Origin of the sequence: Sphaerisporangium corydalis, from assembly GCF_025506355.1 — a bacterium.
Lineage (GTDB): Bacteria > Actinomycetota > Actinomycetes > Streptosporangiales > Streptosporangiaceae > Sphaerisporangium > Sphaerisporangium corydalis.
Map to the genome: position 1 here is coordinate 48092 of NZ_JANZYP010000017.1, position 12531 is coordinate 60622.

The 12531-nt window shown below is 72.6% G+C and carries 10 protein-coding genes; 2 read left to right on the forward strand and 8 right to left on the reverse strand.

What is annotated here, in order from left to right; genetic code table 11:
• Positions 1-6: 6 nt before the first annotated feature.
• Together NYZ98_RS14660 and NYZ98_RS14665 are read right to left on the reverse strand one after the other, a co-directional pair.
• On the reverse strand, positions 7-2826 hold the full coding sequence (locus NYZ98_RS14660; protein WP_262843309.1) for a helix-turn-helix transcriptional regulator: 2820 nt from the start codon (positions 2824-2826) through the stop codon (positions 7-9).
• Between the two features lie 107 nt (positions 2827-2933).
• A complete protein-coding gene (locus tag NYZ98_RS14665; RefSeq protein WP_262843310.1) occupies positions 2934-3638 on the reverse strand; it encodes an alpha/beta hydrolase in 705 nt (234 codons plus the stop codon).
• A gap of 335 nt (positions 3639-3973) precedes the next feature.
• On the opposite strand from NYZ98_RS14665, the gene NYZ98_RS14670 reads away from it, so the two are divergent.
• A complete protein-coding gene (locus tag NYZ98_RS14670) occupies positions 3974-4390 on the forward strand; it encodes a nuclear transport factor 2 family protein (RefSeq protein WP_262843311.1) in 417 nt (138 codons plus the stop codon).
• 26 nt (positions 4391-4416) lie between these two features.
• On the opposite strand, the gene NYZ98_RS14675 is transcribed toward NYZ98_RS14670, so the two are convergent.
• From NYZ98_RS14675 to NYZ98_RS14700, 6 genes are all read right to left on the reverse strand, one after another.
• A complete protein-coding gene (locus NYZ98_RS14675; protein ID WP_262843312.1) occupies positions 4417-5547 on the reverse strand; it encodes a low temperature requirement protein A in 1131 nt (376 codons plus the stop codon).
• Between the two features lie 128 nt (positions 5548-5675).
• A complete protein-coding gene (locus NYZ98_RS14680) occupies positions 5676-6029 on the reverse strand; it encodes a spore germination protein GerW family protein (RefSeq protein WP_262843313.1) in 354 nt (117 codons plus the stop codon).
• Between the two features lie 98 nt (positions 6030-6127).
• Positions 6128-7129, reverse strand: coding sequence for a LacI family DNA-binding transcriptional regulator (locus tag NYZ98_RS14685; RefSeq protein WP_262843314.1), 1002 nt, complete (start codon positions 7127-7129; stop codon positions 6128-6130).
• A gap of 56 nt (positions 7130-7185) precedes the next feature.
• Entirely contained in the window at positions 7186-8070 is an 885-nt protein-coding gene (locus NYZ98_RS14690) for a carbohydrate ABC transporter permease (RefSeq protein ID WP_262843315.1), read from the reverse strand.
• Entirely contained in the window at positions 8067-8948 is an 882-nt protein-coding gene (locus tag NYZ98_RS14695) for a carbohydrate ABC transporter permease (protein ID WP_262843392.1), read from the reverse strand. Before NYZ98_RS14695 ends, NYZ98_RS14690 begins: the two co-directional genes overlap by 4 nt.
• Positions 8949-8950: 2 nt before the next feature.
• A complete protein-coding gene (locus tag NYZ98_RS14700) occupies positions 8951-10267 on the reverse strand; it encodes an ABC transporter substrate-binding protein (protein WP_262843316.1) in 1317 nt (438 codons plus the stop codon).
• Positions 10268-10475: 208 nt separating this feature from the next.
• On the opposite strand from NYZ98_RS14700, the gene NYZ98_RS14705 reads away from it, so the two are divergent.
• The gene (locus tag NYZ98_RS14705; RefSeq protein WP_262843317.1) at positions 10476-12506 is read left to right on the forward strand and encodes a beta-galactosidase; all 2031 of its coding nucleotides are present in this window, start codon (positions 10476-10478) and stop codon (positions 12504-12506) included.
• Positions 12507-12531 lie beyond the last annotated feature (25 nt).

Here is a 12531-nt window from a genome sequence, read left to right on the forward strand (position 1 = left end):
CGCGGGTCAGCCGGGTGGCGGGTCGGTGAGGGCGTCGCGGAGTGCGGCGCGGGAGGTGATGCCGAGTTTGGGGAACACCTGGTAGAGGTGGGTGGAGACGGTGCGGGGCGACAGGAACAGGCGCTCGGCGATCTGCTTGTTGGTGTGACCGGCGGCGGCGAGCAGGGCGATCTGGCGTTGCTGCGGGGTCAGGGAGGCCAGCCCCTGGTCGGCGGTGGTGCTGATCGTGACGCCGGTGGCCCGCAGCTCCTGGTCGGCTCGGGCGGTCCAGGGGCGGGCGCCCAGGCGCCCGAAGAGCGCCGAGGCGGCGGACAGGTGCCGGCGGGCGTGGGTGGTGTTCCTGGTGCGGCGCAGGTGGGCGCCGTAGATGAGGTGGATGCGGGCCAGGTCGAACGGCCAGCGGTCGTTGCCCGGCTCGTCGATCGCCCGCTCGAGGGTGGCGGCGTCGGCGCCGGGCTCGGTGAGGGCGGCACAGGCGAGGACGACCAGGCGCAGCCGGGGGGAGACCCGGTCGAGGCGGGCCTCGCGAGCGGCGGCGACGTGCGCGGCGGCCTCGGCGCGCCGGCCGGTGTGGATGGCGGCCTCGACGAGGTCGAGGAACACCCACAGCGCGTGGGGGGCGCAGGGGGCGAGGACGCCGGGCGGGCTGACCGCCGAGGCGTTCTGGAAGGCGGTCTCGAAGTCGGCGTGGGCCAGGGCGGTGAGGCCGAGGATGTGCGCGGCGTAGGTCGTGACGATGCCGGCGCGGCGGGGCGCGGCCCAGGCGCTCATGTCGTCAGCGATCGCCGTGGCCGTGGGGGCGTCACCACGGGCGGCGGCCAGCAGGGCCGAGGTGAGCCGGCCCGGCCAGGTCAGGAGCCGGTAGCCGTGGGCGTCGCACAGCCGCAGTCCCTCGTCGGCCAGCAGTTGTGCCCGCTCCCACTGGCCGGTGTGGAAGGCGTCCTGGGCGAGCAGGAACAGCGCCTCGATGGCGGAGGTGACCGCGCCGCCCTCGCGGCCGTGCCGTACGGCGCGCCGGAGCGGCTCGCGGCAGTGGGACAGACGGTCGAGGTAGGCGACGGCGATGCCCGTGCGGATGATCCGGGCGGGGCTGACCTGCCGGTCCAGTCCCGCGACCGAGGCGTCCACCCGGGCGAGCATGGCCGGGGTGAGGCGGGCCGGGTCGCCGAACGTCTCGGCCAGGATCGCCAGGAGTTCGGGTGGGCGGGGGAGGAGCCGGTCGACGGCGGTGCGCAGGGGGGCCCACAGCTCGGCCCGGCCGCCGAAGAAGCAGATCATCAGCAGGGTGTAGAGCGCCTCGACCAGGACCTTGTCGTGGGCGTCGCGGGGGTCGTCCAGGTCGTCGACGGCGGCGGTCAGCAGCCGGTGGGCGGCGTCGATGTCGCCTTCGCCGTGCAGGAGGTGGTAGGCGCCGGCGACGGCGGTGGACAGCGGCCCGCCGGGGCCGGGGTGGGCGCGGCGGGCCTGGTCCAGCAGGCGGGGCGCGTCGCGCAGGTCACCGGTCACGATGGACCCCAGGTACGCGGCCTCGGCCAGCCGCCCGCTGCGGTCGGCGCCGGAGGGGCTCAGCTCGGCGGCGCGCAGCAGTTCGGTGACCGCGCCGACGGAGTCGCCGCGCCGCAGGTTGGTGTGGGCGACGTCCTGCAGCAGCGACGCGACCCGCTCGTCCGGCTCCTCGGTGGCCTCGGCCAGGTGCCAGGCGTGCCGCTCGGGCCGGTCGGCGAGCCGGGCGGCGAGTTCGGCGTGCGCGCGGCGGCGTTGCCCGCTGGTCGACAGCTCCACCACCGCCGACCGGATGAGCGGGTGACGGAACGACAGCCGTTCGGTGGTCTCGTCGGCCCGCACCAGGCCCGCGCGTTCGGCGGGCGCCAGGCCCTCCCCGGGATGGTCGGCGGCGATCTTGTGCACGAGCCGCAGGTCGCCGGTGCCGTCCAGCACCGCCAGCAGCAGCAGGTCGAAGGTGGTCGGCGGGAGTCCACGGATCCGGGAGGCGAACACCGACTGGAGCCGCCGGCCGAGCGGCAGCGTCGCGGGCAGTGCCCCGGAGACCGTGTGCCTCGGGTCGGTCAGGGCGACCGGGAGCTCCAGCAGGGCCAGCGGGTTGCCCATCGCGTCGGCCAGCAGCCGCCGCCGCACCCGCGGCGTCATCGCCGGATAGCGGCTGACCAGCAGCGAGGTCGCCGCCTGCTCCGTCAGCGGCTCCACCTGCGCGACGGGAAAGTCCCCCTGGTCGAAGAAGGTGGGCTCGCCGGTACGGCACGCCGCCAGCAGCGCCACCCGGTGACCGGTCAGGCGGCGCGCCACCATGCCGAGCACGAGCGCGCTCGCCCGGTCCAGCCACGGCAGATCGTCCACCACCAGCAGCAGCGGCCCCTGGCCCGCGGTGTGCCGCAGCAACGCCAGCACCGCTCCGGCGATGAGCAGCCGCCCGGGTGGCGGGCCCTGCCCCAGGGACAGCGCCACGCCCAACGCCTGCGCGTGCATGGGAAGCAGTCGCGGAAGGTCGCCCAGGCACGGCTCGATGAGCTGGTGGAGGGCGGCGAAGCTCACCTCGGCCTCGAACTCGGCCCCGGTCGCCCGCAGCACCCGCACCCCGCGGGCGTCCGCCCGCGTGGCCGCGTGGTCCAGCAGGGCGGTCTTGCCGACCCCGGCCTCGCCCGCCAGCAGCAGCACACCACCGGCGCCCTCGGCGATCCGGCCGACGAACAGCCGCAGGCGCTCGCTTTCCCGGTCCCGGCCGATCAGGTCCGTCCGCCGCCCGGCGGGGGGCGGACCCGCCCGCTCGTGCTCCGCGCCGCGCGCCTCCACGCTCCGACCTTCCCCCACGCGCCACGCCCTGTCCAGCCGGGCTCCCGTGCTCCAGCCGGGCTCCCGTGCGAAGCCGTCGCTGGGAGCCCGGTCCGTTCCGTCGCCGGGAGCCCGGCCGCGCTGCTCTACGGCCGGCCGGTGGAGGCGGCGGCCTGGGCGATGACGGCGGCGACCGCGGCCGGGTTGGACACGTACACCGCGTGGCTCCCCGCGGTCTCGGTGACGACCGAACCGGCCCGTTCGGACATGGCGCGCTGGGCCGGCGGCGGGATCATCCGGTCGTCGGTGGCGACCAGGTACCACGACGGCTTGACCCGCCAGGCCGGTTCGGAGACGACGCCGCCCAGGGCGTCCAGGCCCCAGGGGAGCTGGGAGTCGGCCATGAACGCGGCCTGCGCAGGGGGGAGGTCGGCCGCGAAGGACGCGGCGAACTTCTCCCGGTCCAGGAACAGGAACCCGTCCTTGGGCGGCAGGATCGGCGGCACCGGCGCGCCCGGCGGCGGGTCGGCGATCAGCGTGTTGACCGACTCGCCCTTGTCGGGGGCGAACGCCGCGATGTAGGCCAGCGCGACCACGCTGGGGTGGTTGCCGGCCTCGGTGATCACGACGCCACCGTAGGAGTGACCCACCAGCACGGCCGGGCCGTCGAGGCCGTCGAGGACCTGGTGGGTCGCGGTCACGTCGCCGGCCAGCGACACGGTCGGGTTCTGCACGACGGCGACCCGGTAGCCGTCCGCGGTCAGGTGCTCGTAGACCCCCTGCCAGCCGGACCCGTCGACGAACCCGCCGTGGACCAACACGATGTTCTTCACTTCCGGACCTGCGTTCACCGCACTGCCTCCTTCGCCCGCGAGCCCCGCCCGCGAGCACGGTCGGTACGTCCGAGACGCTAGAACGGCCGGTCCGACTGCCGATTGCGTCAAATGACGTAGATAGCCGCCCTCGTCCGCATGCGGCCACGACCACTCCGACGACCACGGCAGGACGATCACGGCCCCGGGCCCCGACGACCACGGCTAAGACGACCACGGCCCCGAGGGTCACGGCCAGGACGGTCACGGCCCTCAGGGTTCCGACGGTACCGCTCCCGTGGTCCGGCACCGGTCCTGGCTACCATCGGTCGTGCGAGCCGGCGACATTCCTTCTGGTCATTGGGGGCCGACGGGTGGACAGCGCGACCGATCCAGAAGCGGACATCCGTGCCCGGATCCAGCGGCACTGGGACGCCTCCGAACGCGGGGACGTCGAGACCGAGCACGCCATCTACGCCGCGGACGCGGTCCTGGACTACCCGCAGTCGGGCGAGCGCTTCACCGGCCGGTCGAAGATCCAGGCCCAGCGCGGCGGGCACCCGGCGGAACGCCACTTCACCGTCCGCCGGATCACGGGCGGTGGCGGCCTCTGGGTGAGCGAGTGCGTGATCACCTACGACGGGGTGCCCACCTACTCGATCAGCGTCATGGAGCTCACCGACGGTCTCGTGACCCACGAGACCCAGTACTTCGCCGACCCCTTCCCCGCCCTTCCTGCCCGCGCCACCCTGGCCGACCCCATCCCACCCCCCGACCGTCGACCCGACTGACCCGCCGGGCCCGATTTCGGGGAGGCTCAGGGTCGTGTTCGGTGGAAGTGCCAGTGGCGGCCCTCGGAGCGGCCCTCCAGGAGGAGCATTCCCGACAGGACGACGACCAGCGCGGCCACCTGGGCGAGGGCGCTGAGGGTTCCGAGGGGGACGGTGGCCAGGGCCGCGAGCGCGGCGACCGCCCGGAAGCGGATCCGCCCGATGCGGAGCATCCGCCGGAACGCCGCTTCTGACAGCAGGTACACCGCCAGGCCGCCGGCCAGGAACGCCGCCTGGGGCACTTCGAGGTGGCCGGAGGCGTGGCCGACCGCCTTCTTCATGCCGGCCGCCACCGCGACGATGCCGAGCAGCAGCCCGAGGTAGGCCCAGCCGTAGGCGTTGAACGCGGCCCAGACCCGCTGCCGTGGCCCGGCCGCGTCGAGGGCGGCCTCGGCCCGCGCGTCGTCGCCGCCGAAGTAGACCCACCACATCATGTACGCGATCGACAGGCCGAGGGAGGCGACCAGCACCACCGGCAGGTCCAGTTCGACCCCGGACGCCCCTACCCCGATGGCCACCAGCGACTCGCCGAGGGCGATGATGATGATCAGGCCGTGCCGCTCCACGAAGTGCGACGGCGAGATGGTGAACCGGTCGATCGGGTCGATGTACGGGGCCGCCCGCTGGAGCAGGACGGCCAGCAGCCACAGGCCCCACCGCCACCCGCCCGGGGCGAACGCGCCGACCAGGATGATCGTCGCGCTCGCCAGGTTCAGCGGCGCCAGCGTACGGAACGCCCGGACCATCTCGCGGCCGCCGGCGAACGCGAACAGCCCGGTGTGCACGGCGATGGCCGTGAAGTACCCGAGCCCGAACGCCCACCCGGTCGAGGTGAACGCGCCGGGGATGGCCAGTGCGATGACGAGGAAGCCGCCCATGCCGACCAGCATGAGCGCCCGCCTGGCCGGGCTGTCGGGGACGATCGCGTTGGTCAGCCAGGCGTACCCGCCGTACATCCACATGATCATCGCCAGCACCAGCACGACCTCGGCGACGCCGGTCCAGGTCAGATGGCCGGCCAGCACGGCGGACAACTGGGTCGCCGCGAACACGAAGACCAGGTCGAAGAAGAGCTCGAGGGTGCTCACTCTCGCCGCGGGCACCGAGGCGGCGGCCATGTCGGTCCTCTCCGTCTCGCCAGACCCGGTCAGGATGGGGTGAATCTTGGCACAGTCATCGGCCGGACGGGCCGCCGCCCCCGGCCCGGGTCCTCACGGGGCCGGGGCGCGCGGCGGCGTACCGGCGGTCACGACCTGCGGCGGGCCCGAAGGCGCACGAACGCGCGCAGGGTGAGCAGCGCGACGACGGCCACGACCTGCCCGCCCAGGATGATCTTGTTGTAGTCGATCACGGGCTGCCAGCGGACCTGGCCGTCCTTGATGATGAAGACCCCCACCGGGGTCGCCCCCGCGCCGAACCCGCCGCCGGAGCCCTCGCCCGCCTTCTCGCCGCCCTCCTGCCTGCCGCCCCCGGCGCCGCCGCCCCCGCCGACGCGGGCCACGGGGATGACCGTCACCCCGTCCTGCGTGATCGGCGCGCCGAAGACGCGGGTGACGGTGGCGGAGTCGCGTACCTTGTCGATCATTCCGATGACGTCCATGTTCGCCCTTCGTCACGTGACGGCCGCGGCCGTCGTCCGGTAACGGCCATCGTCCAGTAAAGCGCCGCCCGCCGCGCGCGGCGGCCATGGGGGCGGGGTCAGGTGGACTCCCGGGTGATCAGGCGGGTGGGCAGGACCACCGACGGGACGTGGCCGGCGCCGTCTATGAGGGCCAGGAGCAGCCGCACGGTCTCCTCGGCGACCTGGGCGAGCGGCTGGCGGATCGTGGTCAGCGGGGGATGGGTGGAGACGGCCACCGAGGAGTCGTCGAACCCGCCCACCGCGACGTCGCCGGGCACCCGGCGTCCGGCGGCGCGGAGCGCGGCCAGGGCGCCCGCGGCCATCAGGTCGGAGGCCACGAACACCGCGTCGAGATCGGGGACGCGCTCGAGCAACCGGGCCATGGCGCCCTCCCCGCCGGCCTGGGTCCAGTCGCCGTGCTCGATGAGCTTCTTGGACGCCTTGCGGCCCAGCACGTCGGCGAACCCCTCCAGGCGCTGGATGCCGCCGGGGGTGTCCATCGGGCCGGTGATGGTGGCGATCTTCCTGCGGCCGCGTTCGATCAGGTGCCGGGTCATCTGCCTGGCCCCCTCGCGGTCGTCGGCCGCGGCGTAGGGGATCACCTGCTCCCTGCCGATGACCGCTCCCAGCGCGACCGTGGGGACCGCGATGTCCACCAGGGAGTCGATCATGCGGTCGCCGGCGTGCGTGGACAGCAGGAACACGCCGTCGGCGTGGCCGCCGCGCACGTAGCGGACCACCCGGTCGCGGTCGCCGTCGTCCCCGGCCACCATCATGACCAGCGAGATGTCCCGGTCCGCCAGGCGCCGCACCGCCGTGCGGATGGTCACGCTGTAGTTGGGGTCCTCGAACAGCTTCTCGTGGGGTTCCGACAGCACCATCACGACCGACCCGGTGCGCTGCGTCACCAGGCTGCGGGCGTTGCGGTTGACGATGTATCCGGTCTCGGCGATGGCGCGGCGCACGGCGGCGTGGGCGACCGTGCTGACGTACCGGTTGTCGTTGAGCACCCGGGAGACCGTCCCCCGGGACACGCCTGCCGCCGCCGCGACATCGTGGATGGTCGGACGTTTCGTCATGCCCCTATTGTTCCCTCGACGTGGGCTCGCCATGGTCTCGCGGCGCCGCCCTGGCCCTAGCTTTTCACGGCGCCGCCGGACAGGTCGGTGCGCCAGTAGCGCTGCATGGTCAGGAACAACGCGATCAGCGGGACCAGCGACAGCATCGTGCCCGTGATGATCAGGTTGTACAGCGAGGGCTGGTTGGCCCCGGCGGCCAGCAGTGTGTACAGGCCGACCGTCAGGGGGAACTTGTGGTCGTCGCCCAGCATGATGAACGGCAGCAGGAAGTTGTTCCAGATCGCGACGAACTGGAACAGGAAGATCGTCACCATCCCGGGGGTCAGCATCGGCAGGGCCACCTGGCGGAACAGGCGCCACTCGCCCGCGCCGTCCAGCCGGCCCGCCTCCAGCAGCGAGCCGGGGATCGCGGCCTGGGTGTAGATCCTGGCCAGGTAGATGCCGTACGGGTGCAGGATCTGGGGCAGCAGCACCGCCCAGTAGGTGTCGGCCAGGCCGATCTCGGAGAACAGCAGGTACTGGGGGATCGCCAGTACGACGGACGGCACCAGGATGCCGCCGATGAGCAGGTTGAAGATGAGGTCCCGGCCGGGGAAGGCGTACTTGGCCAGGGTGTACCCCGAGATCGTGGACACCGCGGTGGACAGCACGGCGCCGCCTCCGGCGTACACGACCGTGTTGAGCAGCCAGAGCCAGAACACGCCGTCGCGGTAGGCGAACAGGTCGGTGAGGTTGGACAGCAGGCCGGTGCCGGGGGCGAAGGTCGGGGTGGAGAACAGTTCGGCCTTGGACTTGGTGGCCGCGACGACCACCCAGCCGACCGGGAACAGGGTGTAGATCGCGCCGAGCACGAGCACGGCGGTCGGCGCGATCCCGAACGGCCGGCGCGTCGCGGCACGGGCGTGGCCCTCGGGCCTGGTCAGGGTGGTCACGGCCGTCACGTCTCTCCGAAGGCGCGGTTCTTCACCACGCGCAGGAAACCGAATGACAGGACAAGGGAGATGGCGGCGATCACCATGGACGTCGCCGCGGCGGAGTACAGGTCGCCGGTGACGAACGCGTCGCGGTAGATCTTCATCAGCGGGCTCCAGGTCGAGCTGATCGTGTTCGTGAGCGGCCGCAGCGTGGTCGGCTCGGTGAAGACCTGGATGGTCGCGATGACGGAGAACACGCCGGTCAGGATGATCGCCGGGATCAGCATCGGGATCTTGATCTTCAGCGCGATCTGCAGTTCGCCCGCGCCGTCGATCCTGGCCGCCTCGTAGTAGTCGCGGGGCACGGCGCGCAACGTCGTGTACAGCACGAGCATGTTGAAGCCGGTGCCGCCCCAGACCGCCACGTTGGCCATCGAGAACGTCACCGCGCCCGCGCTCAGGAAGGGCCGGTCGCCGAACGGGCTGAGGCTGGGCAGGTAGAGGAAGCCCCACATCAGCGTCGCCGCGACGCCTGGCACCGCGTACGGGAGGAAGATGGAGATCCGGGTGAACCGGGCGAGGTGGACGTGCTTGGTGTCGAGCATCAGGGCGAACAGCAGGGCGAATCCCAGCATGACCGCCAGCACGAGCGCGCCGTAGCCGATCACCCGCAGCCAGCCCGCCCACAGTTCGCCGTCACCGATGGCCGCGGCGTAGTTGTCGAGCCCGGCGAAGATCTCCTTGCGGGCCCCCCTGCCCAGCCCGAGGCCGGAGACCTTGGTCCGCCGCACGCTCAGGTACGCGGTGTACCCGATCGGCACCGCCATGAACAGGACGAACAGCACGATGGCCGGGGCGAGGAACACGTAGGGCACGGCGCGGGGGCGGGAGACGCGTTCGGGCATGGTCACTGCGCCAGGGTGAAGCCGGACTTGCGCATGTCCGCGATCGTGACGTCCTGCATGGTCCGGACGGCGGCCGTGAAGTCGGACTTGGTGGCGACGGCCTTGTCGAACGCGTCCTTGTAGGCGTTGTAGGTCACGTTGACGTCCGGGCCGAAGGTGAAGCCCCGGGCGGTGGCGCCGATCGCGGCCGCCTGCTGCCAGAAGTCGGGCTGGTTGGCGAAGTAGTCGGGCGTGGTGGTGAGCAGCGCGCCGCCCTTGGTGGAGGCGGGGTAGATCGCGCCCTCCTTGATCAGCGCCGTGAGGGCCTCGGGGTCGGTGTTCAGCCAGTCGGCGAACTCGGCGGCGGCCGCCTTGTTCGGCGACTTCGCGGCGACGGCGGTGGAGGAGCCGCCCCAGAACCCGCTGAGACTCTCACCGGCGTTCCACTGCGGCAGTGGGGCGACGGCCCATTTGCCCTTGCCCTTCGGCGCGTTGCTGGACAGCACGCCCGGCCCCCACACGGCCGACGGCCAGGTGAGGAGCGTGCCGTCGTTGAGGGCCTTGTTCCACTCCGGGGTGAAGTACGGCATCGAGTCGATGACGCCCTCCTTCACCAGGCCGCCCCAGTAGCCGGCGACCTTGCCGGTGGCCGCGTCGTCGATGGCGACCTTCCAGGCGTCGCCGCTGATCGACCACCACTGGGCGCCCGCCTGCTGGGCGAGCCCGGTGAACCAGCCCGGGTCCTTGCTGGAGAACGTGCCGAGGAAGACCTTGGGGTCCTTCTTGCGCACGGTCCTGGCCGCCTGGGCGTACTCCTCCCAGGTCTTCGGGACCTCGATGCCGTACTTCTCGAACAGGTCCCGCCGGTAGTAGAGCATCATCGGCCCGCTGTCCTGGGGGACCGCGTAGACGGCGTCGGTGCCGAGGGTGACCAGTCCCCAGATCCCCTCGCCGAACTCGCCCTTGACCTTCGCCGTCTCCGCCTTGATGTCGGCCACGGCGTCGGCGGCGACGAAGGAGGGCAGCATCTGGTACTCGGCCTGGACCAGGTCCGGCGGGTTGCCCGCCTTGGCGGCGGTCAGGAACTTGGCCGCCGCGTCGTCGCCGCCCGCCTGCTTGCTCACCGTCACCTGGATGCCGGGATGGGCCTGGTTCCACACCGCGGCGATCTTGTCCATGTTCGGGACCCAGCTCCAGTACGTCAGCTTGACCGGCGCCGCGGGCGCCGCGCTGCTGCCGGCGGCGGGCGAGGACGGCTCGGCCGAGCCGCCCGAGCAGGCCGTGAGGAGTGTGGTGGCGAGGATCGCCGCAGCCGTCGCTGCTAACCGATTGGTGCGCATGTGTTCCTCCAGGCGGATGGCGAGGGGACGCCAGAGGCGGTGAGCTTCTGGGAACGCTCACAGAGTGGGAGAAGCGCCCAGTGGCGTCAATGACCGTTACGCGGTTGTTAACGTGCCGCATCCATCAGGGAAGCCATTCAGCACCTTCTCGGGCGGACGCCTGTGCGTTACTGTGCACGTTCACAGAAGTCTTTCCGAAGGGGGAGCTGTGCCCGGATACCCCGTCCTGCCCGAGGGTCTCGCGTACGGCGGGGACTACAACCCCGAGCAGTGGCCGGAGGAGGTGTGGCGGGAGGACGTCCGGCTGATGCGCGAGGCCGGCGTGAACCTGGTCACCGTCGGCGTCTTCAACTGGGGGCTGATCGAGCCGGCGGAGGGCGAGTACGACTTCTCCAGGCTCGACCGGATCCTCGACCTGCTCCACTCGGCGGGCGTGCGCGTCGACCTGGCCACCCCGACCTCCTCACCGCCCGTGTGGTTCCGGCACCGCTACCCCGCCGGCCGCCTGGTGGACCACGAGGGCCGCGTGCTCGGCGGGGGGTCACGCCACAGCTTCTGCCCCAGTTCGCCGGACTACGCCGTGGCGTCGGAGCGGATCGTCACGGCCCTGGCCGCCCGGTACGGCGGCCACCCCGCCCTGGCCATGTGGCACGTGCACAACGAGTACGGCTGGGCCAACGCGCACTGCTACTGCCCGGTCTCGGCGGCGGCGTTCCGCGCGTGGCTGGAGCACCGGTACGGCGGGATCGACGCGCTCAACACCGCCTGGGGCACCACCTTCTGGGGGCTGACCTACGGCTCGTTCGAGGAGATCGAGCCGCCCGCGACGGCGCCGCCCGGCCTGCTCAACGGGCTGCGGCTCGACTTCATGCGCTTCTCCGTCGACGCGCACATCGCCTGCTTCCGCAGGGAACGCGAGGTGATCCGGCGGCACGGCGACCTGCCCGTCACCACCAATTTCATGATCCCGAACTGCAAGCCGATGGACTACTGGCGCTGGGCGCCGGAGGTCGACGTGGTCGCCAACGACCACTACCTGGACTCCGAGCGGGCCGACCCGCACATCGGGCTGGCGCTGGCCGCCGACCTGACCCGCTCGGTCGCCGGAGGCCGCCCGTGGATGCTGATCGAGCACTCCACCGGCGCGGTCAACTGGCAGCCGCGCAACCTCGCCAAGCGGCCGGGGGAGATGCGCCGCAACAGCCTGGCCCACGTGGCGCGCGGGTCGGACTCGGTGCTGTTCTTCCAGTGGCGCGCCTCGCGCTACGGCGCCGAGAAGTTCCACTCCGCCATGGTCCCCCAGGCCGGCACCGACTCCCGGATCTGGCGGGAGGTCGTGGAGCTGGGCGCCGACCTGCGCAGGCTGGCGCCGGCCCGAGGGTCGCGGGTCGAGGCCGAGGTGGCCGTCGTGTGGGACTGGGAGTCGTACTGGGCGCTCGAACTGGAGTGGCGCCCCTCGGCCGACCTGCGGTTCCGTGAGCGGGTGGAGGCCTTCTACGAGGCGCTGTGGCGCGAGCACGTCACCGTCGACTTCGCGCATCCCTCGGCGGACCTGTCCCCGTACAAGCTGGTCGTCCTGCCCAGCGCCTACCTGCTCAGCGAGGCGTCGGCCAAGAACCTGCACCGCTACGTCCAGGCCGGCGGCCACCTGCTCGTGTCGTACTTCTCCGGCATCGTCGACGAGAACGACACCATCCACGCTGGCCCCTACCCCGGAGCGCTGCGCGAGGTGCTCGGCCTCTCGGTCGAGGAGTTCCACCCGCTGCGCGAGCACGAGACGGTCACCTTCCGCCCGCCGGGCACGCCCCCGGACCAGGCGCGGCCACGGCCCACCGGCCGCGTGTGGTCCGAGCGCGTACGTCTGGCGGGGGCACGGGCCCTGTACGACTTCGCCGACGGGCCCGACGCCGGGCACCCCGCGATCACCCGGCACGACCTCGGCGCGGGCACCGCGTGGTACGTCGCCACCGCCCTGGACCCGCGCGGCGAGGGCGCCGCGCACGCGCCCGGCCTGCGCGGGCTGGTCGCCCTGGCCCTGGACCACGCGGGCGTGTCCCGGCCCCGCGACCTGCCCGACACCCTGGAGGTCGTCCGGCGCGGCGACCACCTCTTCCTGATCAACCACGCGGACGAGCCGGCGACGGTCGGCGGGGTGACCGGCACGGGGGTGCTCGACGGCGCCGCCTACGCGGGGTCGGCGACGGTGCCCGCCGGAGGGGTCACCGTCATCCGCACATGAGCTCCCTCGGCGCCGCCGTCACGCG